Source organism: Fibrella aestuarina BUZ 2, from assembly GCF_000331105.1.
Taxonomy (GTDB): domain Bacteria; phylum Bacteroidota; class Bacteroidia; order Cytophagales; family Spirosomataceae; genus Fibrella; species Fibrella aestuarina.
This window is the reverse complement of sequence record NC_020054.1, coordinates 2,730,916-2,756,460: the sequence shown is the minus strand read 5'-3', so window position 1 is coordinate 2,756,460 and position 25,545 is coordinate 2,730,916. Positions and strand designations below refer to the sequence as shown.

Annotated in this window: 22 protein-coding genes; 10 read left to right on the top strand and 12 right to left on the bottom strand. The window is 58.2% G+C overall.

What is annotated here, in order from left to right:
• Nucleotides 1–5: 5 nt before the first annotated feature.
• Nucleotides 6–755: a DUF1223 domain-containing protein gene (locus FAES_RS11260; protein WP_015331335.1), complete on the bottom strand. Its 750-nt coding sequence runs from the start codon at nt 753–755 to the stop codon at nt 6–8.
• A 77-nt stretch (nt 756–832) separates the two neighbouring features.
• Between FAES_RS11260 and FAES_RS11255 the strand changes: the two genes are divergently transcribed.
• The 4 genes from FAES_RS11255 to FAES_RS11240 all read left to right on the top strand — a co-directional run bounded on the left by FAES_RS11255 (nt 833) and on the right by FAES_RS11240 (nt 3,982).
• Nucleotides 833–1,210 carry an MGMT family protein gene (locus FAES_RS11255; RefSeq protein ID WP_015331334.1) on the top strand — a complete coding sequence of 126 codons (378 nt, stop codon included), beginning with the start codon at nt 833–835 and terminating at the stop codon, nt 1,208–1,210.
• 70 nt (nt 1,211–1,280) lie between these two features.
• Nucleotides 1,281–1,934 carry a hypothetical protein gene (locus tag FAES_RS11250; protein ID WP_015331333.1) on the top strand — a complete coding sequence of 218 codons (654 nt, stop codon included), beginning with the start codon at nt 1,281–1,283 and terminating at the stop codon, nt 1,932–1,934.
• Nucleotides 1,935–2,618, top strand: coding sequence for a response regulator transcription factor (locus FAES_RS11245; protein ID WP_015331332.1), 684 nt, complete (start codon nt 1,935–1,937; stop codon nt 2,616–2,618).
• Nucleotides 2,619–2,632: 14 nt separating this feature from the next.
• The gene (locus tag FAES_RS11240; RefSeq protein WP_015331331.1) at nt 2,633–3,982 is read left to right on the top strand and encodes a sensor histidine kinase; all 1,350 of its coding nucleotides are present in this window, start codon (nt 2,633–2,635) and stop codon (nt 3,980–3,982) included.
• Nucleotides 3,983–4,026: 44 nt separating this feature from the next.
• Here the strand turns inward: FAES_RS11240 and FAES_RS11235 are convergent, their stop codons facing one another.
• The 5 genes from FAES_RS11235 to FAES_RS11215 form a co-directional block, all read right to left on the bottom strand.
• Complete coding sequence (locus FAES_RS11235; RefSeq protein ID WP_015331330.1) at nt 4,027–5,007, bottom strand: hypothetical protein; 981 nt, start codon at nt 5,005–5,007, stop codon at nt 4,027–4,029.
• 80 nt (nt 5,008–5,087) lie between these two features.
• Nucleotides 5,088–6,128: a hypothetical protein gene (locus FAES_RS11230; RefSeq protein ID WP_148289341.1), complete on the bottom strand. Its 1,041-nt coding sequence runs from the start codon at nt 6,126–6,128 to the stop codon at nt 5,088–5,090.
• Nucleotides 6,129–6,164: 36 nt separating this feature from the next.
• Complete coding sequence (locus FAES_RS11225) at nt 6,165–7,409, bottom strand: MFS transporter (protein ID WP_015331328.1); 1,245 nt, start codon at nt 7,407–7,409, stop codon at nt 6,165–6,167.
• Nucleotides 7,410–7,547: 138 nt separating this feature from the next.
• Nucleotides 7,548–8,279, bottom strand: coding sequence for a hypothetical protein (locus tag FAES_RS11220; protein WP_015331327.1), 732 nt, complete (start codon nt 8,277–8,279; stop codon nt 7,548–7,550).
• A gap of 117 nt (nt 8,280–8,396) precedes the next feature.
• A complete protein-coding gene (locus tag FAES_RS11215; RefSeq protein WP_015331326.1) occupies nt 8,397–9,656 on the bottom strand; it encodes an arsenic transporter in 1,260 nt (419 codons plus the stop codon).
• A 958-nt stretch (nt 9,657–10,614) separates the two neighbouring features.
• Between FAES_RS11215 and FAES_RS11210 the strand changes: the two genes are divergently transcribed.
• On the top strand, nt 10,615–14,280 hold the full coding sequence (locus FAES_RS11210; protein ID WP_015331324.1) for a PAS domain S-box protein: 3,666 nt from the start codon (nt 10,615–10,617) through the stop codon (nt 14,278–14,280).
• A 56-nt stretch (nt 14,281–14,336) separates the two neighbouring features.
• Entirely contained in the window at nt 14,337–15,776 is a 1,440-nt protein-coding gene (locus FAES_RS11205) for a glycoside hydrolase family 30 protein (protein WP_015331323.1), read from the top strand.
• Between the two features lie 9 nt (nt 15,777–15,785).
• On the opposite strand, the gene FAES_RS11200 is transcribed toward FAES_RS11205, so the two are convergent.
• The gene (locus FAES_RS11200; RefSeq protein ID WP_015331322.1) at nt 15,786–16,226 is read right to left on the bottom strand and encodes a WapI family immunity protein; all 441 of its coding nucleotides are present in this window, start codon (nt 16,224–16,226) and stop codon (nt 15,786–15,788) included.
• Nucleotides 16,227–16,442: 216 nt separating this feature from the next.
• Here FAES_RS11200 and FAES_RS11195 point away from each other — a divergent pair, with 216 nt between their 5' ends.
• From FAES_RS11195 to mnmE, 4 genes are all read left to right on the top strand, one after another.
• Nucleotides 16,443–16,823, top strand: coding sequence for a response regulator (locus FAES_RS11195; RefSeq protein ID WP_015331321.1), 381 nt, complete (start codon nt 16,443–16,445; stop codon nt 16,821–16,823).
• A gap of 76 nt (nt 16,824–16,899) precedes the next feature.
• Entirely contained in the window at nt 16,900–17,661 is a 762-nt protein-coding gene (locus FAES_RS11190) for an MBL fold metallo-hydrolase (protein WP_015331320.1), read from the top strand.
• Between the two features lie 39 nt (nt 17,662–17,700).
• Entirely contained in the window at nt 17,701–18,738 is a 1,038-nt protein-coding gene (locus tag FAES_RS11185; protein WP_015331319.1) for an oxygenase MpaB family protein, read from the top strand.
• 82 nt (nt 18,739–18,820) lie between these two features.
• Nucleotides 18,821–20,188 carry a tRNA uridine-5-carboxymethylaminomethyl(34) synthesis GTPase MnmE gene (gene mnmE, locus FAES_RS11180; RefSeq protein ID WP_229364563.1) on the top strand — a complete coding sequence of 456 codons (1,368 nt, stop codon included), beginning with the start codon at nt 18,821–18,823 and terminating at the stop codon, nt 20,186–20,188.
• Nucleotides 20,189–20,612: 424 nt separating this feature from the next.
• Here the strand turns inward: mnmE and FAES_RS11175 are convergent, their stop codons facing one another.
• The 5 genes from FAES_RS11175 to FAES_RS11155 form a co-directional block, all read right to left on the bottom strand.
• Entirely contained in the window at nt 20,613–21,281 is a 669-nt protein-coding gene (locus FAES_RS11175; RefSeq protein WP_041258837.1) for an ABC transporter ATP-binding protein, read from the bottom strand.
• Between the two features lie 56 nt (nt 21,282–21,337).
• The gene (locus FAES_RS11170) at nt 21,338–21,715 is read right to left on the bottom strand and encodes a four helix bundle protein (protein ID WP_015331316.1); all 378 of its coding nucleotides are present in this window, start codon (nt 21,713–21,715) and stop codon (nt 21,338–21,340) included.
• Between the two features lie 53 nt (nt 21,716–21,768).
• The gene (locus tag FAES_RS11165; protein ID WP_015331315.1) at nt 21,769–23,019 is read right to left on the bottom strand and encodes an ABC transporter permease; all 1,251 of its coding nucleotides are present in this window, start codon (nt 23,017–23,019) and stop codon (nt 21,769–21,771) included.
• 91 nt (nt 23,020–23,110) lie between these two features.
• Complete coding sequence (locus FAES_RS11160; protein WP_015331314.1) at nt 23,111–24,265, bottom strand: efflux RND transporter periplasmic adaptor subunit; 1,155 nt, start codon at nt 24,263–24,265, stop codon at nt 23,111–23,113.
• Entirely contained in the window at nt 24,207–25,526 is a 1,320-nt protein-coding gene (locus FAES_RS11155) for a TolC family protein (protein WP_015331313.1), read from the bottom strand. The genes FAES_RS11160 and FAES_RS11155 overlap by 59 nt, the downstream gene beginning before the upstream one ends.
• Nucleotides 25,527–25,545 lie beyond the last annotated feature (19 nt).

The window sequence follows — 25,545 nt, the reverse complement described above, 5'->3', positions numbered from 1 at the left end:
CGGTTTCACCTCAGCGCAATCTGGCTGGCCCCCAGCGTCGTCAGCGTTTTTTCCTGTTGCACGTAGGCGATTACCGCCCCGTCGTCCGGATCGAAGTTGGCGGGTGCCACGAGCGTAGCCTGCCCGTGCTCCCGGCCGGGTACCGTAGCGAAAGCCCGCACCACGTTGTTGTTCACGAGCTTGCGCCCCGCATTTTCGCCCCGCCCTATGTCCGTACTGACCGACCCACTCACTAAGGCGACGTTGAGCAACGTACCTGACAGATTACCCGTGAGGCTATAGTCGACCGTGATGGTATTGCCTTTCCGTTGCGTGGCGAGTTGGACACCCACGCGCGCGCCGTCCTGCAACGCATTGTCCATCAGAGCTTTAAGCCGTGCCCGGTTGGAACCCACAAACTCCTGCCTGCCATTCAGCACGGCCTGCGGTGTATAGACCGTCTGGAGCTTGAACAGCTGCGCGTAGCGGCGTTGCCGCTCGGTGTACTGATGCCCGCTGAAGGGGTCGCGCCAGCCCAGCCGATCCCAGTAGTCGACGTGGAAGGAGAGCGCATACACAGCCTGCCCCTCGGCGTTGGCCTGCCGGATGGTCTCGCCCAGCAGGCGGTCGGCGGCGGGGCAACTTGAGCAGCCCTGCGACGTAAAGAGTTCGATGACCGCCACGGGTTTTGGGGCGTTGGTAAACACCCGGTTGGCGTTGCAGATAAACAGGCTGACACCCGCCAGCAGGAGCAGCACGAGGCGTTGCGTAGACATAGTCGTCGAGGCGATAGCGGTATGGATCTGAAACGCGTAAGCGGCGCGATCGGTGCGTTTTGGTCGTACTTTCGTGTATGGCTGACAAACGAAAACTAACCACGGCGGACGGTTCGGTGGCCGATCCGCAGCGCGACTATTTCGAGGATGTGTATGAGGTGGTCAAACAGGTGCCCGTTGGCCGCGTCACCACCTACGGCTCCATTGCCCAGTATCTCAGCCTGCGGGCCGGTGCGCGCATGGTAGGCTGGGCCATGACCGCCGCCCACGGCCGCGACGACGTACCGGCACACCGGGTGGTGAATCGGCTGGGCATTTTATCAGGCAAAAACTTCTTTGGCTCTCCTACCCGCATGCAGGAATTGCTCGAAGCCGAAGGCGTAGCCGTCGACGACGACACCGTGGTCGACTTCAAGAACCGCCTGTGGGATCCTTCGATCGAATTAGCCTCCTAACCACGTACCTGAAGTTTTCTTAATAGCAGGTTAAGCCCTTCTTCATAGCAGGCGCCTACCTTTCCCACTCATGAACTGGCACCGACGCTATCGCTACACCTGTATCGGACTTTTCTGGACATTCGCCCTGAGCGCGCAGCCTTCCCAGACGCTGTCGGGGCGGGTGCAGGGTTATATGGCGAACCGAATTGGCGATTACGATGGCTTGCAACTGCGTACCACTGCCGGTGTGCTGTGGATCCGGTTTCCGCCCCACGCGGCCGCGCAGGTGCTGAAGCTCGCCCCTGTAGGACAGGCCGTCAGCGCCACAGTGGTCAGAGCACCCCACCCACCGGAACCACCCGCCCCCCCCGGTGGCGCACAGGCACCTGCGGGTCCTGGTTACCAATTGGTGCGCCTTCAGCAGCAGGCCAGAAAAACGAGCGTTCAGATTGCCGACGTTCCACCACCCCTGCCTACCCGGGGCCGACTGACCCAGGCCGAAGAGCCGCTGACGGGTCAGTTGCGCGACGAGGCCGGTCGGTTGGTGGCGCTGCTAACCAGCCGGTTCGTGATCGAACTCAAACCCCATCAGGGCGAGTCGATTCAGGCGCTACTGGTGGGGGTGAGTCGACTGGAACTGACGGGTTACGAGCGCACCGAACCGGGGTTTGTAAACAAAACGGGACGGACCTTACTCCACCCCACAACACTGACTATCAACGGACAAACGTTTGCGTTATAAATGCGAATACTCCTGATCGACGACGAAGAGAAGCTAGCCCTGCACTTGCAAAAAGGGCTCAATCAGGCGGGTTATTCGGTCGACGTGGCCCTATCCGGGTCAGCCGGACTAGAACAGGCGGCGCTGGGCACCCATGACCTGATTCTCCTCGACCTGATGTTGCCCGGCACCACCGGTTTCGATTTGCTACGTAACCTGCGCGACTTCGGCATCGACACGCCGGTTATGATTCTGAGTGCGCTCAACCAGTCGCAACACGTGGTGCGGGGGCTCGATCTGGGGGCCGTCGATTACCTGCGTAAACCTTTTGAACTCGACGAACTGCTGGCGCGTATCCGAACGGTGCAGCGGGGGCAGGCCGGTAGCCGTCTGCCTATCTGGCACGTGGCCGATCTGACCATGGACCTGACAACCCGCGAAGTGAGCCGTGCCGGAAAATCCATCGCGCTGACACCCCGCGAGTTTCAGTTGCTGGAGCAGTTTATGCGCCAGCCGGGGCGGGTGCTGTCCAAGGCCCAACTGACCGAGAAAGTCTGGGATTCGGATTTCGACCGGGGTAGTAACGTGGTGGAAGTGCACATGCATCAGCTTCGCAAAAAAATCGACAAAGGCTTCGCGACACCCCTGCTCGAAACGGTGGTGGGCGTTGGCTACCGGCTGCGGGGTACGTTGACGTCTGCCTGACCCGGCCCATAATCATGATGACCGCCATCCGCCCGGCCCGCAGCATCCGCTTCAAAATGGGGCTGGTTTTCGGGGCTACGTTTTTTCTGGGGTTCACCGGGGCCGCCGGGTACCTGTTCAAACGCGTCAGGGCGGTGCTGGTTGAGCAGGATAACCGCACCCTTGCCGAACGGGCAGGGCGGCTCTCAGACCGCACTTCGGTATACCCGCTGGTCATTCCCCTACCCGACCGGGGCGAGGTGATGGCCCTGTGGCTGATCAGTGGCAACGCCCGCAAACGGCTCTATCAATCGCCCCGCTTTCCAGCCGATTCATCCTTGCTGACAAGTGCCGCCGTTGTTGAAGCCGACACGTTCCGGCTGGCCCGTTCGGTGCGCCACGCCGACGACGGCTACGGCACGCTCATTACGTTGGTGGGCCATAGCAGCCGACCGCTTCACCGCGAGCTACGCAGTATGGGCTTATTGCTCCTGCTCACGTTGCTGGCCAGTATACTGGTGTCGGGGCTGAGCGCCTGGTGGCTGAGTGGCTGGCTCCTGCGGCCACTGCGGGCCATCATTACCTCCGCTCAGTCGGTCAGTCGGGCCGAGCACACCACGCCCATCCCCATTCCCAACTCCGGCGATGAATTGCAGGAACTGGCCGAAACCATCAACCAGATGCTGACCCGAATCGGGCAGGCTGTCGATACGCAACACGCTTTCTTTGCGGCCGCTTCACACGAGCTTCGGACCCCGCTGAGCATCCTTCGCACGGAGATCGAAGTCACGCTGCGCGAGGCCATTACTGATCGCGAGCGGGGCTTTCTGCACAGCCAGCTAACCGAGTTACGCCGCCTTAGCCGACTAGTCGACGATCTGCTGGCGATGAGTCAATTGCGGGCAGGTACGTTGCGTCTTCGCCCCGAGCGCATTGCTCTCGACGATCTGACACTCCACCTGGCCGAACGCTATCAGCGAACCCTCAACGAACGTCACCTGTTCCTGGCGATTTCGTTTGACGAAACCGCTGACCACCTGACCGCCTGGGCCGACCTGGATAAGCTGACCAACGTCTTGCTGAACCTGCTCGACAATGCCGTGAAATATGCGACGCCCGGTACCCGCCTCGACCTCAGCCTGACCCAGCAGGCCGATCAGCTGAGCTGGACGCTGAGCAACCAGACCACCGCCCCGATTCCCGACCCAGACAAACTCAGTCGCGAATTCTACCAGGCTGACCCGCACCATGATGGCTATGGGCTTGGTTTGTGGATCAGCCACCAGGTGACACGACTCATGGAAGGCACGCTGCACGTTTCAGGCGCGGAAGGTCGGTTCCGGACCGAGATACGACTACCTAGCAGCGAGGGGATGCCCGCCTGACGAACATCCCCTCGCAAAATTGACACGGTTTGGTTGGTAACCGGCTAGCTGCGGGCTTCGGCCATTACCAGTTCGCCCGTTGCCGTAACGCGGACCTTGTAGAGTTGCTTACCTACGGCGATGTCGAGCGTATACTCGCCAGTAGCGCCCGTCGGTGGCGTTGCCAGTTCAGCCCCAAGGAAGGTGTACCCGCTGAAATTCGTTTGCAGGTACGTTCCCACTGCCGACGGTAGCTTGCTGGCGTCCATGATAAACGTGCGGTTAGCGGGCGCGGGTGGCGTAGCCGTCGATGAACCGGGACCAGTCGGTACGGGTGATTTAGGCGCCGTAGCCGTACCTGACACCGGACCAGCCGGTTTAGGCGGCGTGGCCGTACCCGATACTGGTGCCGTAGCGGTACCCGAACCAGGAGCTGCCGGACCGGCGGGCGGTGCCGGGGTGACAGTGGCCCCGCTGGCGCTTAAGTGCAACGTTACGGGCAGGTTGTCATTAAACAGTTTAACATCGTACTGCGTCACGCCATCATGAACGTGCAGTTCAGACCAACCATACGTATAAGCAGCATACGTACTGCTGGTAACGACGCTGGCCACGGCTGCCGGCAATTCCGGCCGCGCCAGGTAGCTGACCGAGTGATTGCCCGCGGGAGCCGCTGGCGGCGTTGGACCACCCTGGGGCCCGGCGGGCTTAGCGACCAGGGCGTTGCTGGCGTCGAAATCCAGACGAATCACCGTCCCGTTTTGCAGGAATTTTACGGTTGTCCCCGTCAGCGTCGTGGTGCCGGGCTCCCGTCTGCGATCCACTTTAATGAGCGAATACCCCGCGTAATTCTGGTCGAGGTATGTTTTTACCCCACCGGGCAAGGTCGAGGTGGGCAGCGGCGTAATCAGGGCAAGGGTTTGGCTCGAGGCACCGGCCCGGGCGTTGGTTACCGATGGCTCATCGGGGTTGACCGTAGCGGTTGGGCTACAGCCCGTGATCAGCATCGTTACCAGCACGGAGGCGGTGAGGATGATTCGTTTCATTGGTTTCGTCGGTTTAACGAACCAAAAATCCCCAGCCCGTATGAAGAAAGGCTTAAGAAAGAATTAATTCACCCAATGCCTCAACGACGCGGTGCCTGGCCTTTTTTGGGGCTCACGATTTCGTTAAGCAGAATGGTTAAGTCATTATTCATCAGTCTGATTTCGGTTTCCAGCTGCCCCACCATGGTGGCGCGCAACGTCAGCGCTTCGGCGTCGTAGTCACCTCCCTCGCCGAAGTAAGCAACCTCGTGGTGAGGCTTGCGGGCGCGTTTTCCAACGGCATCGAGCGCGATCAGTATCTCCCAGCGTTCGCGTAAGTCAGCGGCGACCGACCGGGGCGTGCCGGTTACACCGGTTTTGGGCTGGTTCAGATAAAACCACACTAAAGGCGCAAACTGAGTCGATTGATCAGGGCGCTCCCAGATGTCGCGCAGTGGGTTGCGACCGTGCAGATAGGCAATGCGGGGTGGTTTCTGGCGCAGGGCCAGCACGCCCAACCCACCTTCGCCTAGGCCCCCGGCCACATGCAACCAGTCTGCGGCCACGTGCCGCTCGTGCAGGTTCAGCAGGCTGGCCCCGATAATGGCGACGGCCCCGATGGTAATGGCACTGATGGTCATGCGTTTCTCCCGGACGTTCTCCCGGCGCGTCAGCAACGTGGCCGTCAGGGTAGCCCGCTTGGTGTCGCAGTCGAGCAGCGCCGCGGCCGTCGCAATGTCGGCGGTAGCAAGTTGCAGTTGATCCGTAATCCGCTGCCGCACGGCCAGGTACGTGGTTGATGGCGCGGCTTCCGGTTGCCCAGCCGGTAGTGCGCTGCTTTCGGTGGCCTCCAACCGGGTTAGTTGCACCAGCAGCGGGATCAACCCCACCGCCTGCGCCATTTGCAGCGCCCGCGGTCCGTAGCGGCCCCGTAACAGGGTTTCGTCGGCAGAGCCCGCCAGGAGCGCGGCCGGCCGGAACACGTACCCAGACGTATGGCTCGAATCGATCGCGCACTGATCCTGCGCCATCCGTTGCAGGGCCTCTGACGCCCGCCGACCAGTCATACAGCTAGTTGCCGATAGCATAAGTAGCCCTCCCAACAGCGAGTGGCTCGCTGCTACGCAGTAAAATCGGTTCATAAAAACGTGTTTATTCAGTTGTTCAGGTGGCTTGTATCAAGCCCTTTTGTCAACCGTTTCCGGCACAAAAAACCAGAGTACGGCCACGGCAGCTACGGCAATCCCGGCCAACACCAGAAAGGCCGTGTTGTAATTGCTCCGTTGCAGGATGCTTCCCGCGAAGGCGTTACTCAATGACGCCCCCAGCCCCACGGCGGTGGCAATGGCGCCTTGAGTGGTGTTGAACAGGCCACTACCCCGCGTCAGGTCCGAAACGACCAGTATCGACAATACGCCGAAGATGCCCGCCCCCACCCCGTCGAGCACCTGAATAGCGACCAGCAGCGTGGGTTCGTTGGTGAGGGTGTACAGCAGGCCCCGAATGGGCAGTACGGCAAAGGCGATCAGCAGCAGCCGTTTACGACCCGATGGCGCCAGCTTACCGGCCCAGTGACTAACGGGAATCATCACGACCTGCGCCACGATGATACAGGCCGACATGTAGGCCGACGACGTACCGGCATCGATACCCTGCGCCAGTCGCTGCCCCAATAGCGGCAACATGGCCGCATTGGCGAAGTGAAACAGCACGCAGGCCAGCGCAAAAAACAGAACGGAGCGGTTGCCAAAGACAGCCCGCCAGCTCGAAGGCTTATCGTCCGCATCGTTGTCGCCGGATTCGTCGGGGCAACCCCGCGCCAGCTCATGGTCGATGTCTTTTTCCTGGATCTGCCAGATGGAGAAACTACTGATGAGCGACATGACCGACAGCAAGACGAAAATACCGGCGCTGCTGACGTAGTAGCCAATCAGACCGGCCAGCAAGGCGGCAAATACGTTACCCGCGTGATTGAACGTCTCATTGCGGCCAACGCGCCCGTCCAGCGCCTTCGGGCCGACGATCCCCAGCGTGATGGCCGCCACGGCGGGCGTGAACCAGGCTGCCGCTACGCCCATGGCGACCTGCCCGCCGATAATGACACCGTATACCGGAAACGAGATGGTTAGCAACGCCGCCGACGCAATCAGCAGGGAAGCCACGACCGAAAACAGCCGTTTATAGCGCGTCCGGTCGACCAGCGCCCCGGCGGGGGTTTGGGCCGCCACGGTAGCAATGCCCATGACCGACATGGCAATACCGATGCTTTGGGCATCCCAGTGCAGGGTTGTGAGCAGGTAGATGGCCAGGTAAGGCCCGAGGCCGTCGCGGACGTCGGCCAGAAAAAAGTTGGCGGCGTCGAGCGCACGCAGGGTGCCCTTCCCCGGTTGCCGGGTGCGGGAAGCAGGTAGTGTATCGATCATCGTATAGCGTTGAGTACTGGTAATCTATCGGGCACGATGCCCCGGCTGGGTCGCCAACCTATTCGCGATGTGCCCTCGTCGCGACAGGCACTTAATCAATCAGGCCGGAGCCAGCCTCGACCGGCCCCGGCCTGATCATTACTGAATCAGGTACGATTGCCCGCCCACCGTCAGCACGGAGGCGCGTACGATCGTATGCTTCTGAAGTTGGACCTGCCCGTCGCCCAGCGGCTGGGCGTAGCCGTCCACGGTCACGGTGCTTCCTTTAGGCGCCAGCGTCGTTAGCTGCCCGGCTACGTGCGGCGGCATTTTCACCACCGTTCCATCGGTCAGAACCAGTCCGTTGGCCCGGCCCTCACGGTCCAACTGAAAGTCGGTCACCTTACCGCTGATCGTCTGTCTGCTGGGCGTCGTTGGCGGCTGGGGAATGGCCGGAGGCGCATCCACCAGCTGCGTTTTTCCCGCATCCAGTTTTACCAATTGAAACAGCGTTTCCCCCTGCGGGCTGACCTTGTTGTACCCCATGACCGTGACCCGGCTGCCGGCTTTAATTGCCGCCTCGACCTGCTGACCGAGGTGGGTACTAAACCGCACGGGCTGCGGCGTAGCGTTGGTGTTCAGCGTAAAGCCGTTCAGGATACCGTCTTCGTTGGCCGTCAGTTGGCCCACCGTTCCCGACAGCGTCGTCAGCGACATAATCGCCTGGGGTTGAATCGGGTGCCCCCCACCAGGACGGGGTGGTGTTGGTCCACCACCGGCCAGTTGACTTGGCGGGGCCGGCGAAGCGGCCGGACTCTGGGCGTGCGTAATCGATGTCATACAGGTGCCTATCAGCAGGGCGGTATATAGGGCAATCTGGTTCGTTTGCATGGGCGTTAACGAGTTAGTTTCGCTGGCAAACCTATCGGCGCCAACTGAGGCCAACCTGAACAAAGCATTAAGTTTTCTTAAGCCCGCTCGCTGCCTGGGCAACGGCTGGTTACGCTCTCAAGGCAGTTGGTAATAAGCCCATACGGTCGCCAGACTGGCCAACAGGGCCAGCAGCATCACCGGAATACCTAGTTTGAGAAACGCCCAAGCACTGACGTGTAGGCCCTCGCGCCGTAGCGCCACCAGCCACAGAATCGTCGCCAGCGACCCCGTTACCGACAGGTTCGGCCCCAGGTCGATGCCAATCAGCAGAAAGCTTTTGATCATGTCAGGCACGGCGCCAGCCTGAATAACCGACCCCACGATCAGGCCCGCCGGGAGGTTGTTCATCAGGTTACAGGCCAGGGCCAGACCGCCCCCACTCAGCCAGGCCGTTTGGGTTATCGATTGCGCGGCCTCCTGCTGCAACAATGCCGCCAGATAGCCAACAAGGCCCGTTTTATTGAGTCCTTCCACCAGCACGAACAGACCGGCCACCAGCGGCAACACCGACCACGACACCTGCCTGACTACCCGCCACGGATTCGTTCTGGCTTTAGCCAATACGACCAGTGAGGTCAGCACACCCGCCACGGCTGTCGGCAGGCCGAGTTCGGCATCCAGCGCCGACGCCCCCAGCAGCACCAGCGCCGTCAGGGCAATACCGCCAAGCGCCAGCTTTCCCCCCGCAGGCAGCGCAGGCACCGGAATGGCCCGGGCTACGCTTCCCTGCAAACTCGCCCGCTGGGTGTAGCGCAACACGGCATAGGTAACCGCAATCGACACGAGCGAGGGCGGCCCATATTGCGCCAGCCAGTGCCCCAACGAAGGCATATGAGTGCCGTAGATAACCAGATTGGCCGGGTTGGAGATGGGCAGCACGAACGATGCGGCGTTGGCAATGAACGCGCAGATGAACAGGTAAGGCAATGGCCGCTCCACGTTGGCAGCCCTCACCGCCGCTGCCACCGCCGGCGTCAGCACGACCGCCGTCGCATCGTTCGATAGAAACGTCGTGACCACGATCCCGACCAGATAGACCAGCGTAAACAGTCGCCCGGCCGACCCATCGGCCCGGTTGGTCGCCAGCGCCGCCAGCCAGTTGAAGAGTTGCTGATCACGGGCCGTTTCAGCCAGCAGCATCATACCCGTCAGAAACAGATACACATCGGTTCCTTTTCCGATGCCCGCCAGCGCGTCGGTCGGCGTGATCAGGCCCAGTAGGAGGAGCAACACGGCACCAGCCACGGCCCAGACAAACTCAGGTACGTTAAACGGACGGATAATAATGCCGGCAATGGCAAGCAACGCAATAATCCAGATACTACTAATGACCATGTAGACGAATGTGATGATGTGAATGGGGCAAAGTCGCTGCGGCCAGCCGACAGTGTTGGGGTTGTTTCGCGGGCTTAGCTGATTGGGTTTGACGCCTTCAGCGAGAAAACGCGACTAGGTGCGTAAAATGAGGCATCAAAAAAACGCACGCGGCAGCAACTTTTCTCATTTATAACCAGCAACTTATGATGACGTTGAGTTGAAATTAATGACGATACTTCCTGTTAAGACGAACCGATACAGGGTGGTCTAAATGCCCGACGTGGGTACAATTCGCTCATCGGCTCTGCGTAGTACATATACCCACCCTATCGTTTATTGTTTCGCAATTCTAGCGAACCAGCAAACTGTTTTTAATCTAAAACCCCCTAATCAATCAGCTGATTTACAACACAATACCATCACAACAAACAAAATTATGTGTTCAGTAAGTACCTACTTTCTGGTGTAGCAATTAATCGAGATTTAATATATACAAATGCGTTTCAATGCTGTCTTTATCGGCGGCTATTTGTCTAAATGATACGTTTATCTACGTTTCCTGAAAGCCAGCTTACTAACGGGTTTGTTTTGGTAATTGAAAACCAAAAACGCACAAAGATGAGTCAACTCGTTTTCTCTTTTTGATCACGCGAACACATCAACAGTTAAACCGGAATTAATCGATTAGGCTGTCTCTGTTTACGCTTTTTTTGCGCACACTGTCCGTATCTATTAACGGCCTGATTCCTTCCAATGGCGACAGGCAACGTACCTACGCCCCTTGCTACCAGTGGCCGTGGACGATCAGGCATCGGGGCGCTTTCCGGCTTTGGTCCGTTCTATTTATTCCCGCCTTTTTTCAATGCATTCGTCCTTTTGCTGGCTAATCCGTTTGTCTTGAAGTAATTTAGTTACTCATTGCCAGGAGTAGCGATGAGTAACCACCAATGACCACAAACGAGCCCCTCTGTTTCTGATGACGATCACCACCCAACCTTTTGATGTACGAAAAACCGTCGATCAGCTGAATCTGATTGGGTTAACCGTCGAACACGATGGCTCGGTGTCGTACGTAAACCCGTACACATTACGGGTGACGGCCTGGTCGATGGACGAAATTATTGGCCGGAATTTCTTCGAGGTGCTGGTGCCCGCCGCCGACCGAACCACGCTGAAAAAACTCTTTCAGGAAGCCTTGCTGCGGGGTAGCTTCCCCGAGCAACGCGAAATCCATATCCTGACCCGCTCAGGATCGACCCGTAACGTTCACCTCAACTCCTTCATTCCCAGCGGCACCGGTGGCCGCACCGACGCCTTTACGCTCATCGGCGAAGACCTAACCAACAAACGGCGGGTCGCCTCGGCGCTGAGCAACACCAACGCGCAGTTGCAGGACCTGGTCGACAACACCAGCGACCTGATTCAACTGATCACCCTCGATGGCAAGTTCATTTTCGTAAACCGGGCCTGGCGTGAGGTTCTGGGTTACAGCGCCGACCAGATTGCCTCGCTCTCTTTGCTCGACGTGCTGCACCCCGACTTCGTGAAGAGCACCCTCGACCGGCTACAGCGGGTGCAGGAAGGCGAGCCGAACCCATCGTTCGAAACCGTGTTCAAGACCAAAGAAGGCCGGACGTTGTTTCTGTCGGGCAGCGTCAACTGTCGGTATGATCAGGGAAAACCCACTGCCTTCCGGTGCATTCTGCGCGACATCACGCAGAAAATCAGGGCCGAAAAAGCGCAACGACTCTATTACAGCATTGCCAGCTGGACGCTCAACACGCCCAACCTCGATGATTTTTACCAGCGCGTTCACCGCGAGCTGGGCAACATCATCGATGCCAGCAACTTTTTTATCGCCCTTTACGACCAAAGCAAACGCTACCTCATCTTCCCTTACTACGTCGATGAGTCGTTTCAGGGCAACATGCGCTTCACCAAAAAGCGCCTCGGCAGCGGCCTGACCGAATACACGATCCGGGCCAACAAACCGCTTTTCCTGCACGATACCGACATCTACCGGCTCGCGCAGGAACACCAGATCGATCTGTACGGCCAACAGCAGCCCAAGCTCATGCTGACGGCCCCGCTGCGGATCGGGGATGAAATCACGGGCATCATCGGCGTGAAGTCATACAATGACCCCAACCGCTACGGCCCGCGCGACCTTGAACTGCTCGAATTCATTTCGGGGCAGGTGGCGCTGGCCATCGCCCGCAAACAGGCCGAAGCCGCCCTGAACAAGCAAACGGCCCGGCTCAACGCCATTTTCGACAGCAGTACGTACCTGATCTGGTCGGTCAACAAGGCAATGCAGCTGACGACCTTCAACCAGAACTACGCCCAACTGATCGAGCAGTTGACCAACGAAAAACCCCGGTTGTTTCTCAGCGCCGAAAAGCAAGGCTGGCGCGGCGTGGGCGACGACAATCGGCGGCTGCTCGACGAGCGCTATAAGCAGGCGTTCCGCGGGCAGCGGCAGAACTTTGAGATGCGTTTCGAGGTGGCGGGTAAAGAAAGCTGGCTTGAACTTCACCTGAACCCCATTCTGCTCACGGGCGGCGTCATCGAGGAAGTGTCGGGTATCGCGCGCGACATCACGAACCGGAAGGTCGCCCAGCTCAACCTCGAACGCAGCGAAGAGAAATTCAGGGGCATTTTTGAAAACCTACAGGACATCTACGTGCGGGTCGACCGGCATGGCCACGTCACGATGGTCAGCCCCTCGGTCTTCAAACGCAGCGGTTATACCCCCGACGAAGTGCTGGGCGAAAACGCGCTCAACTACTTCGTTGACCCCGGTGTCATCCGGCGGGCGCTGTTCAAGCTGGTACGTACCCGGTCGGTACGGAATTTCGAGGCCACCCTCCGCCGCAAAGACGGGACCGAACGGCAGTTTATGTTCAACATGCTGCTGCTCAAAGACGAAGACGGGCGCTACTCGGTGGTGGCGGCGCTGGCCCGCGACATCACCGAACTGAAGCGGCAATCGGCCGAACTGGTGAAGGCCAAAGAAGAAGCCGAACGCTCACTGAAGGTGAAAGAGCGGTTTTTGGCCAACATGAGCCACGAGATACGTACCCCCATGAACGGCGTGATCGGCATGGTGGATCTGCTCAACGACACCGTCCTCAACGACGAACAGCGCGACTATGTCCGCACCATCCGCCGGTCGTCGGAAACACTGCTCAACATCCTCAACGACATTCTCGACCTGTCGAAAATTGAGGCGGGGAAGATGGTACTCCACGAAGCACCGGTTACGCTCTCCGAAATTTTCGAGAAGCTGATCGCCCTCTTCGGGCAGCAGGCCAACGCCAAGCAAAACCGGCTATTCTACACGCTGACGCCCGAGTTGCCTCAGTACGTCATTGCCGACCAGACCCGGCTGTTGCAGATTCTGTCGAACCTAACGTCCAACGCCTTGAAATTCACGGAGCAGGGCACTGTCGAGGTGGCGGCGTCGCTGGTGAGCAAGCGGGGTAAATTCAACCGGATCCGGGTGGAAGTGCGCGACTCAGGCATCGGTATTTCGCCGGAGAACATCGGGCTGCTGTTCAATTCGTTCAGCCAGGTCGATACGTCGTCGCGGAAAACCTTTGGCGGTACCGGGCTGGGACTCTCGATTTCGAAAGAACTGGCCCACCTGATGAAAGGCGAAGTGGGCGTCGAATCGACGGTGGGGATGGGTAGTACGTTCTGGTTCACGGTTGAACTAAAAGAAACGGCCATCAGCCCTACCCAAAGCCCGCAGGAAGCCGCCGCCGACATGAAGGTGACCGATTTCTTCACCGATTATCACCCCGTGATTCTGCTGGTCGACGATAACGCCGTAAACCGAAAAGTCGCCAGCGAAATCCTGCGTAAAGCCGGCTGCGAGGTCACGACGGCTTCAAGCGGCCCCGAAGCAATCGACGCGTATAAAAGGAGGATGGAGGAACGGGAGGCCGGCCTCTCTCCCATGCTCCCGTTCGACATCATCTTTATGGACATTCAGATGCCCGACATGGATGGGGTTGAAACGACGCGGTTCCTCCGGCAGCAATTCGACAATCAGCTACCGCCCATTGTGGCGATGACGGCCTATTCGATGCGCGAAGACCGCGAGCGGTTTCTCAGCCAGGGCCTCGACGACTACATTCCCAAGCCCATCCGGGCGCAGGGCCTGATTGCTAAAGTCAATGACCTGATCAAGAGCCAGGGGAAGGGCGTGCCAGGCGAAACGCCACGAAATGAAGCGCCCCCAACGACGCCCCCAGCCCCCAGTCCCGAGCCCCTTGCGCCCTCTCCCCTGCTGCTTCCCTACCAGGCTGAACCGATCATCGACCATGACATTCTGGGGCAGCTCCGCGACATTGGCGGGGCCGAACTGGTCGAGAGTGTGTTTGATGACTTCGTTACCGAGGCTACCGAACTGGTCACCGAGTCGCTGTCGGCCTTTGCGGCGGGCGACATTGCCACCGTCAAGGGCCACCTGCACACGCTGAAAGGCAGCGCGGGCACAGTGGGCGTTGCCCGGCTGGCCCGTATTGCCCGCGAAGCCGAGGGTAAGCTTAAAGTACAGGATACGAGCCAATTGGCGCAGGAGTTAAAGGCCCTCGAAGCCGCCTTCGCCGAGTTTCTAGCCACGCCCAGACCCTAACCCAGGTACGTTGCTCAACCGAACCTACCTATTTGCCAACGTACCTGCTTTCCCGCATGACAACATTAGCCCGTTTTAGGCATTGGCGCCGCTGGCTGGCGTTACCAGTTTGGGTAACGCTGGGCGGCTCGATCGCCCCCTGCCAAACCCCTTCGACCGCCCCGACTACATCTGCCCGAGCGGATGTGGCCTGCTGGCTAACGGCGCCGGCCCTAAACCTGTTTTTTCAACAACAAAAGGGATTCGCTTTTAGCCCGACAGCCAGTCAGGGGGCCGTTATCGAAGTCGACACGACGCAGACGTTTCAGTCGATGGACGGATTCGGCTACACGCTCACGGGCGGCAGCGCCATGCTGATCAACCGGCTGAAACCAGACGACCGCGCTGCCCTATTGCGGGAGTTGATCAGCCCCGATGGCATCGGCATCAGTTACCTGCGCATCAGCATCGGGGCGTCGGACCTGAGTGACCGCGTGTTCACCTATGACGACGTACCGGCGGGTGAAACCGATCTCACGCTGAGCCGGTTTAGCCTGGAACCCGAACGAGCCGATCTGCTGCCGGTCCTGAAGCAAATGCTCGCCATCAACCCCAGGCTGACGATTCTGGCCACGCCCTGGACACCGCCCGTCTGGATGAAAACGAACGGCAGTTCGAAGGGAGGCAGCCTCAAACCGGCTTGTTACGACGTGTATGCCCAGTATTTCGTCAGGTACGTTCAGGCGATGCAGGCTGAAGGCATTCCCATCGACGCCGTCACGATCCAGAACGAGCCGCTGCATCCCGGCAACAACCCGAGCTTGCTGATGACCAGCGCCGAGCAGGCCGATTTTCTAAAGAAAAGCCTGGGACCAGCTTTCCGAAAGGCGGGGCTGTCGACCAAAATTATTCTCTACGACCACAACGCCGACCACCCCGAATACGTCACCGACATTCTGGCCGATCGGGAAGCGGCGCAGTATGCCGACGGAAGCGCCTTTCACCTCTACAACGGCCCGATCAGCGCTTTAGGCAAGGTACACGACCAGTTTCCAACCAAAAATCTGTATTTCACCGAGCAGTGGACGGGCGCTAAAGGCACCTTTCAGGGCGACCTGAACTGGCACGTTAGGAACCTGATCATCGGGGCACCCCGCAACTGGTGCCGGACGGTGCTGGAGTGGAACCTGGCCGCCGATCCGGCCCTGAATCCGCATACCGACGGGGGCTGTACCGAATGCCTGGGGGCACTGACCATCGACGGCAACCGGATAACCCGCAACGTAGCGTATTACATCATCGCCCACGCGTCGAAAGTTGTCAGGCCGGGTTCGGTCAGGATTGGATCGACCGAGTTGGGCGCCCTGCCTTCTGTGGCGTTCAAAACGCCCGACGGAAAAAAGGTGCTGATCGTACAGAATGAACGGGATACCCCGCAAACAGTCACGATCCGGCAAGGTCGGCGATCCATCATCGCAACCCTGCCGGGCGGAAGTGTCGGTACGTATGTCTGGTAAAGAGGCGAATCAGGCCCGCACGGGAAACTTGTCGAGCTGACGGGCCAGATCGCCGATGGCCTGCCGCAGTTCGTCTTTGTTGGGCGTCACGGGAAGCCAATAGGGCCGGGTATCGTCGTCGTGCCAGGCAGGGGTGGCGTTGTCGCTCATGCGAATGCGGAACACGTAATGTTCCTTCCCGTCCGACAGATTGCAAAAACTTAGCGTAGGTTCAATGAAGGTCAACTTGGGAGCCAGTTCGGCGTTGTCGATCACCGATTGCATCCAGTCGTGGAGCATTTCCAATTCCCAGGTCGACAGAAACGTTAGCGTACGGGTCGATTGCTGCTCGCCCTCCTTTGTTACCAAACTGACGATTAACCAATTACGATCCAGAAAATCAGCCGAATCACTATACTCATAGTCGAGTATATTCAGTTCAAAATTACCCTGAGGCCCAGTTAGTTTCATAGTCGTTGATTACACAAAGAGGCCGGTTTCACCCGTTGTTTGTTGCCCACAGATAAAACCGATAAATACGATAGGCAAGCCAGATAAAGTTAGCCAAAGCACGCCGCAATAGCTACCCGTGTAGCGAAAATTTATCCCGCTGATTTTAAACTGGGGTGGCGGTGGTTGGTCTTTTTGCGTTAATTTCACCGACCTAAAACAGACCTTTTTACCCGTATGGCATCCTCGAAGCGCGTCCTGATCGCCGAAGACAGTTCCGTTATTCAAAACCTGGCCCGCAAAATTCTGGAGTTTCAGAACTACGACATCACGGCGGTAAAGAATGGGGAGCAGGTCATGCAAATTCTTGACAAAGAGGACTTCTCGATTCTGCTGCTCGACATCAACATGCCCGTTATGGATGGCATGGAGTGCGTTCGGCAGGTACGTGCCCTTAGCGACCAAACGAAGGCGAATATCCCCGTTGTCGCCATCACTGGCAACGCCCGCAACTACACCGAGGAAGAGTTCAAGGCAGCCGGTTTCAACGATGTGCTGGTGAAACCGCTCAATTTTGACCGCCTTGTTGAAGTCGTCAACCACCTAACTGATAAATAAAGAGTGAAAGAAGAAAGAGTGAAAGAGTGCTGCCTGACGTCTTTCGCTCTTTCGCTCTTTCACACTTTCACTCTTTATGCGCATCACCCTCCTCGGCACGGGCACGTCATCGGGTGTTCCGCTGATCGGCTGTCAGTGTCCCGTGTGTCGGTCGGTCGACTTTCGCGACAAACGACTCCGCACGTCGGTTCATATTGCCGTAGCAGGGAAAAGCTTCGTGATCGATACCGGGCCTGATTTTCGGCAGCAGGTGCTGCGCCTGGGCCTGCTGACCCTCGACGCCGTTCTTTTCACGCACGAACACAAAGACCACACCGCCGGTCTCGACGAGGTGCGGGCCTACAACTTCCGGTCGGGGCAGGATATGCCCATCTATGCCCGGGAGAGTGTGTTGCAGCAGCTGGAGCGCGAGTTTGCCTACATCTTTGCCGAATTCAGGTATCCCGGCGTTCCCCGCATCACTACCCACGTGATCCGCAATGAGCCGTTCGAGGTGCAGGGTGTCCCGATTCTACCCATCGAGGTGATGCACCACAAACTGCCGGTTTTCGGTTTCCGCATCGGCGATTTTACGTACCTGACTGACCTTAATTACATCAGCGACAGCGAGCTGGAGAAAGTGCGCGGCACTCGGGTGCTGATGCTCGACGCCCTTCGGCTCGAACCACACCTGTCGCATTTCACGCTGGCCGAGGCGCTGGCTCTGGTGGAACGGATACAGCCCGAACGAACGTACCTGACACACATCAGCCATCAGATGGGCCTGCACCGCGAGGTCAACCAGACCCTCCCCGAGGGCGTGCGGCTCGGCTACGATGGCCTGCAAATCAACCTGTAGGAACGGCAACCCATCCACCGTTCGCGTTGTTGTACCGGTATGATCGCCATCAAACCGACCCGCGTTTTTACGGATGCCCAACTGGCTAATGCCCGGTTGCAGGGCGACCCACCCGCCGATGCCGTTATTGCCGCCGTAGCCGCGCAGGGGCACCACCCGGCCGTGGGGCAGTTGATGCGCTGGCTGGCTAATACTGATACCGTTGACACAGCTGATCAACCCGAGGCCGTGCGGCAATTTTTTGTCGATTACGCACACCTGCCCGCTTGGGCCGACGGGAAGCGCATGCAGCGGGGCATGGCGTTTTTTCAGCGACATGCCGGTGCCATTGGCCTTGCGCTGGGTACGTTGTCGCTACCCTACACGTACCTGGGTGCCAACGGCATTCAGTTGCTCTGGCTCACCGAACGCATCAAGACCGACACACCGCGCCGCCTTCAGGAAACGGGCGAGTGGGTTTTTGCGGTCAATGAACCCAAAAACTGGCTGCGCCCTTCAACCCACAATGCGCCCCCCAAAGCCGTGGCCTACACCCTGAAAATCAGACTAATCCACGCCGCTGCCCGCTGGTACGCCTATCAGGCTAATACCAACGGCGTGCCGCGCTGGAACGAGGCCTGGGGCGTACCGGTCTGCCAGGAAGACATGGTCGGCACGATGGGCGCCTTCAGCTACATCGTGCTGCGGGGGCTGCGCAAAATGGGCGTACCCATGACCGAGGCCGACGAGGAAGATTATTTGCACCACATCAACGTAATCGGCTTTATCAACGGGGTATCTGACGAACTCCTCCCCCGCAACTTGCGCGAGGCCTTTCACCTCGACAAGCTCATTGCGCGGCGGCAGTTTGCCGCCTCAGAGGCGGGGCGGGGCCTGACCAAAGCGCTGCTCGATGCCATCGCAACAATCAGCGGTAACCCGTCGACGCGGAACCTCGCGGCCGCTCAAATGCGTTTTTTCCTCGGCTCCGATCATGCCGACGCGCTGGGCATCCCCAACGTACCGGTCGAAGAGTCGCTGGTGGGAGTGGTCAACCGACTTCCTATCTTCCCCAAACTGATACCAAAAACAGTGTGAGGTCCAACGTCCAATGTGCAACGTCTACTATGACGTGACGTACAACCTTGGACATTGGACGTTGAACCTAAAACTTATTTTGATCCACCAACTCGAACCTATTGCGGCGCTGGCTACGGCCCCCGGCATTGGGGCTATCGCCGTCGTGCGCGTGTCGGGCGACGGCGCTATTGACCTGACGGCCCGGCTGTTTCGGGGCAAAGACCTCACGCAGCAACCAAGCCATACGGCCCATTTCGGCACGTTTCGTACGGCAGCCGGCCTACTGATCGACGAAGTGCTCGTCACGGTGTTCCGCAGCCCAAGTTCCTTTACCAAAGAAGATGTGGTCGAGATTTCGTGCCACGGCTCGGAATACATCATCCGGCAGATCCTGACCGAGCTCACGCAGGCGGGCGCCCGGCTGGCCAAACCCGGCGAGTTTACCCAACGCGCCTTCCTGAATGGGCAGTTCGACCTGGTGCAGGCCGAAGCCGTAGCCGACGTGATTGCGGCCGACTCGGCGGCGAGCCATCGGGCGGCGCTGAGTCAGCTACGGGGTGGTTTTTCAAAGCAGTTGAAAGACCTGCGCCAGCAACTGATCGACTTTGTAGCGCTGGTTGAGCTGGAACTGGATTTCGGCGAAGAAGACGTCGAGTTTGCCAAGCGCGATCAGCTCCGGCAACTGATGCAGGCTATCCGGGCAGTTGTTCAGCCGCTGATCGAGTCGTTCTCGGCGGGTAACGTCATCAAGAACGGCGTTCCGACGGTGATCGTCGGCAAACCCAACGCGGGCAAATCGACGCTGCTCAACGCGTTGTTGAACGAAGAAAAGGCGATTGTTTCCGACATTCCCGGCACCACCCGCGACGTCATCGAGGACGAACTTTTCATCGACGGCATCCGGTTCCGGCTGATCGACACGGCGGGCCTCCGCGACACCACCGATACGATCGAAGCAATTGGCGTGGAACGTACCCGGCAGCAGATCGAGAAAGCCGCGCTGGTCGTCTACCTGTTCGATGGTAGCACCACCACACCCGATGAATTACAGGACATGGTAGCCGAGCTGAACAGGTCGGGCAAACCGTATGTGCTGGTTGGCAACAAAGCCGACGCAACGTCGGATGCCAACCGGCAGGCGTTGAGCGACAATCAGCCTGTTTTGTGGATATCGGCCAAAGATGCACAGATCGACGCGCTGAAAGTGGCTCTATCGGCACAGGCACGGGGCAATACCGCCATGCAGACGGGTAGCGCGGTCGTGACGAACGCACGTCATTTGCAGCACTTGCTGGCCACCGATGAAGCCATTGCCCGCGCCCTGAGCGCACTCGACGCAGGTACGTCGGCCGATTGGCTGGCGATGGATCTGCGCGTGGCCCTGCGCGAGTTGGGCGAGCTCACCGGCGAAGTGACTACCGACGATCTGCTCGACTCAATTTTCAGCCGGTTTTGCATTGGCAAGTAGCAATTAATCAGCGACTCACTTTACACTCAGCACCGATCAGCCAAAGATGACGCTAGTGACCAAAAGGATGAGTGAACTGCTTAGAACTGTGGCGATCAGTGCAACGACACTCCAGGTAAGTGTATTTACCCAATCAAACGAGTGCGTAAAGGTGTTAGCAGGATAAGAACGCGTGAGTTTCATGGTAATTTTAGCGCATTATACGTAGTGATAATCCTTAGACTTTGCCCCTAACACATGGTCACATCTTCATCGCTTTTTACTTACTTTTTTATAGGGACTTTTAAGTAAGTCTTTTGTAACCACGTACTTACGACGTGCAGTTGACTATACTAACGGTGTTGCGCGCAGTACGGATGTTTGTATTTATAACTATTTGTAAAAAATATTTTATCGATCAAATAAATTCGGTAACTCAATCGGCCTATGCTTTTACAATCTGCCCGTCTGACATCTCGATAATCCGGTCTGTGCCGGCCGCAAAGTCGGGGTCGTGCGTAACGGCAATGATGGTCTGCCCCTGGGCGGCCAGATCACGAAAAATACCGAATACATTATTCGTATTAGCCTTGTCCAGGTTACCGGTGGGTTCGTCGCCCATGATGATGGTAGGGTCGTTGACCATCGCGCGGGCAATAGCCACCCGCTGCTGCTGCCCACCCGATAGCTTGCTGGTTGGTTTACGGGCGTAATCAGCCATGCCCACCAGCCGGAGTTTCTGCATAGCCCGTTCTTCGATCTCACCTGCCGTGTATTTGCCCAGTTTCAGGGCGGGCAGCATCACGTTTTGCAGGGCGGTGAATTCGGGTAGTAGAAAATGAAATTGAAACACGAAGCCCAGGTGTTCGTTCCGGAAATGCGCCAGAAAATCCTGGCTACGGCCGGTCAGCAACGTACCGGCCAATTCAATCTGCCCCTCGTAGTCGGTATCCATCGTTGAGAGCAGGTACAGCAGCGTCGATTTGCCACAACCCGATTTGCCTACGATCGAGACAAACTCACCCTGTTGTATATCAAACGTAATGTCGTTCAACACCCGAAACTTCTCGGGATCATAGAAGTACTTATTCAGATGCCGGGCCGAGAGAACCATCTTTAAAATGATGAGCGATGAATGATAAATGATGAATGCTGGCTTTCGTGGCGACATCACGGCTTTCCTGTAGCCATACGCTTCTTTTTGGTAAGTATAGAGCTTCGGAGCAACCGCATCACCTCTTCCGCATCACTGCGAATCGACTCATACTCACTTGCTGACAGGTAGCTCGTCCGAAACAAGAGTTCGAGCCAATACAACGTTTCGGCTGTTTCTTTTTGCGCAACCCCTAGCTTATGCACAAAATCCTGTCCGGTCTCAGCGTTGGCTGCTTCACAAACCATCGCCCCCGGATTCGTACCAGCTCGCAACACTTGCTTACTCAGCACATGTTCAGCCTTTGTCTCTTTGAGATACCGAGCTAAATTGACAACACGGATAGCCATGTTCATTGTCTTCTCTCGGAGTGGATCACGCTGTTCCTTTTTCATTACTCATCCGTTTATTCCTCATTCATCACTTATCATTCATCAATTCCCCATTTCTATCCGCGGAGAATTGCCACCGGGTCTACTTTGGCGGCTTTGCGGGAGGGGAAATAACCTGCCAGCACGGTGGTGATGATACCAAACAGCAGGCCGTTGATGTAGTACTTCGGCTCGAAAATAACCGGGAACGTTTTCATGCTTAGAAAATCGCCCGCGTCGAACGGCGTAATCGACAGCAGGTAGCTGAGGCAAAAGCCGATACCCAGCCCCAGCAGCCCGCCCGACAGCCCAATAAACAGGGCCTGAAGCAGAAAAATAGCCACAATATCGTGTCCCTCGAAGCCGGTCGCCTTTAGAATCGCAATGTCTTTGATTTTGTTGACGACGGTCATGTTCATGATGTTGTAGATGCCGAAACCCGCCACCACCAGCAGGGTGATCGACACCACGTAGGTGAGCATGTTCCTGATTTTTTCGCCCGCCAGAATGGCGGCGTTGGCTGTAGCCCAGTCTTCGGCGTGATACCCATACTGCGTTTGCAGCCGCCGACCGAGCGGAATGGCCTGCATGGGATCGAGCATCTTCACGTGGATATCGGTGATGTAGCTGGGATCTTTGCCGAGCAGTTCCTGCACAGTGGGCAGGTTGGCGTAGCTTTTCGTGTTGTCGATGGTACCAATGCCAAAGCCGAACGTACCCACCACCCGCAACACCCGCGTGGTGCCGGTAGGCGTTGTCACGGTCACCTTATCGCCGGTCACGACATTCAGCTTGCGGGCCAGCGTGGTGCCCATAATCAGCCCGTCGGGGTTACTGCGCAGGGCGTTGACGCTCCCCGATTTCAGTCGGCTTTTCAGGCCATACAGCCGGTCTTCGCGCGCAATGTCGACGCCCGAAATCGTGCCCGATAGCTGGATGGGGCCATTGTTGTAGAAGGCCTGCGTCGCCACCTGCGGCGAAACACCCAGCACCCCGCTTTGGCGCTCGATGCGGTTGGCGATGGTCAGCCCGTTTTTGATGCGTGCCAGTTCGTTTTTTGGTTTCTGGTGGTGGGTGACGTTGAAGCCACCGGGGCGCAGCTGATCGATCAGGCTGGGTCGCTGGGTATTGACTTCGTTGTATAGCCGAATGTGCGGGCTGGCGTCGAGGGCCGAGTCTTCCAGAAACTGGTTGACGCCCTGCATGAACGAAATCATGGTGATGAACATGGCAATGCCAAACGTCACGCCCAGCATGGCGATGAGCGTCTGCCGTTTTTTGGCCAGCAGATGCGTTTGGGCGATTTGAGCAGCAATGCGAAGATTCATAGGGAGCGAATGAGTGAATGGGCGGAAGAGTGAATGAGTGATAGCAATACCCGGAACGTACCTGCGGAGGCCTTTGCACTCATTCGCTCTTTCACTCTTTACTAATCAGTGTCGTGTTCTCCGTCAGGCCGCCTTTCACTTCGACTAGATCAAAGTTTTCGGCGCCTTTTCGGAAGCGGATTTTCTGCGGTTTTCCGGCCTGGTCGATCCAGACACTGTCGGTACCGACCACGTAGGTTTTCGGAATGGTCAGCACGCGCCGATGCTGGTTGATGATGATATTCGCTTCCAGCGTTAGTCCGTAATAGGCGTCGGGCTGCCCGTCGGAGAATTCGGCATCGACCCGAAACGATTGATCCGCGCGGTTTAGCTTGGGATACACCTTCGTCACGCGGGCCTTAAACACGCGGTCGCCGTAGGCATCGGTTTTCAAGAGCACCTCCTGACCGGCCCGTAGCCGTCCGAAATCACTTTCATCGACCGACAATTGGGCATACAGGCGGCGACCACTGCCCAGCAGGGCCAGTTGATCGCCGGGCCGAACCAGTTCGCCGGGGTCTTTGTAGACCTCGTATACCTTGCCGTCCACGAAACTGCGGATACGGGTATTCTGGCCTGCCACTTCAGTCGTCACCAGTTGGCTCCGGCTGTTGGCCACGTCGACGCCCAGTTGGTTCCGGGTACGTTGCAGCGTATTCTGCTGGGCCCGCAAGGTATTTTGCGCCAGCGTGTAGTTCAGCTCGGCCCGTTCGAGTTCGGCGCGGGAGGTAGCGTTCTGGGCGTATAATTCACGAAACCGAACGTAGTTGACCGAATCGTTACGCAGCCGGGTACGGGCGTTGTGTACCCCATTTTCCAGTTCGGCCAGCACTGGTGAATCGCGTTGCAAATTGGCCTGCGACTGCCGCAGTACCGCCGCGGCGGCCTGCCGACGGGCTTCTTCGGTGGCGCTTTCGAGCACAAACAGGAGCTGGCCTTTCCGCACGGTATCCCCTTCGTTCACCAGCCGCTGTTGCAGCGTCCCGTCGGCGTCGGCCCGCAGGATGTATTCATCGCGGGGCAACACATTACCCGAAGCATACACCGCTTCGGTAAGGTCGTTGTAGGCCGGGCGGGTGGTTTCCTGACGAGGTTGACAGCCGGACAACAACGCCAAAAAGACAAACCCATGCGTGATCAGGTGGGGCTTACTGCCCAAACCGAATCTGCCAGAGGGTCTGGTTAATAAACAGGGTCGAGAGCGCATTCAGGTAGCGATTTTGTGCCGTCAAGGTTTCGTTAAACACGTTCAGATACTGGTCATAGGCAAACAGCCCCGACCGGTATTTGACAAGGGCGATCTGTACATTCTGGCGGCTTAGTTCGTCATTTTGCCGGTTCAGTTCGAGCGAGCGCAAGGCCTGATCATACGCCTGCCGGATATCGTCGGTATCGGTTTGCTGACGGTGCTGCTCGTAGGCCAATTGCGATTCGGCCAGTTGCACTAGCAGCCGCGCCCGAGCCAGGTTACCCTGTCGCAGGCCACCCGTGTAGAGCGGCAGATTGAACTGCACACCCACCACGCCAATCTCGAACCACCGCTGCGACACATTCAGAAAATTGAACTGATCGCGCTGCGCCTGCTGCGAGTAGCGCCCGTAGGCAGCCAGTGTAGGCCAGAACGCCAGTTGTTCCCGGCCGATCTGCCTCCGGGCCAGGTCGAGTTGAGCGCGGCGCATGCTGAGCTGCGGTCGGTCGAGGGAGGTAGCGTCGGGGAGTGGGCCAGGCGCTTGGGAAGCTTTCAACAAGTCGTCGGTTAACAGCAGGCTGTCGGTCGGGGCCAGACCCAGCAGCAGCTTTAACTGCGCCAGATTACGACCATAGCTTAACTGATTCTGTGACAGCACGTCGGCGGTCGTGAGCTGCACCTGCCGGATGCGGTTGTATTCGAGGGGTTCGATTTGGCCTTTGTCGAGCCGGGCGCGGGCAATCTGCACGAGTGTATCGGCGGCCAGCAGGTTACGCCGGGTCAGGGCAATGGCGGCGCGCGTCAGCAGCGCCGCGTGGTACACCCGCGCTGTCTGCGTCGAGATTTCATCCTGCAAGACCAGCGTCTGATCGTCGATGATGCGCAGGTTTTGCTCGGCCAGCGCCAGGTCAGCCCGGGCGGCCCGGTTGACGAGTGGCGCCGTGATTTCGCCCGTTGCCAGCAGCACAAAAGGCAGCCCAAACCGCACGCTCCGGTACTCATCACTGCCACCGCCAAACAGGCTGAGCGGAATCAGTTGCACAGGCAGCGCGTAGTTGTAATCGAGGTTGCTGTAGAGCCGGGCTTGTGGGCGCAGGGCGGCCCGGCTAGCCACCCGTTGCTGCTCCTGCACCAGCCGGTTTTGGCGGGCGTTGATGAGTTCAGGGTTGTTGCGCCGGGCCAATGCCAGCGCCTCCTGCACCGTCGGCACCACGGTTTGTCCCCAAGCCGTCCCCATCCATAAGGTCGTGAGCAACAAGAGTGTACCGTTTCTACTCATAGCGCGATTTTTTACTCAA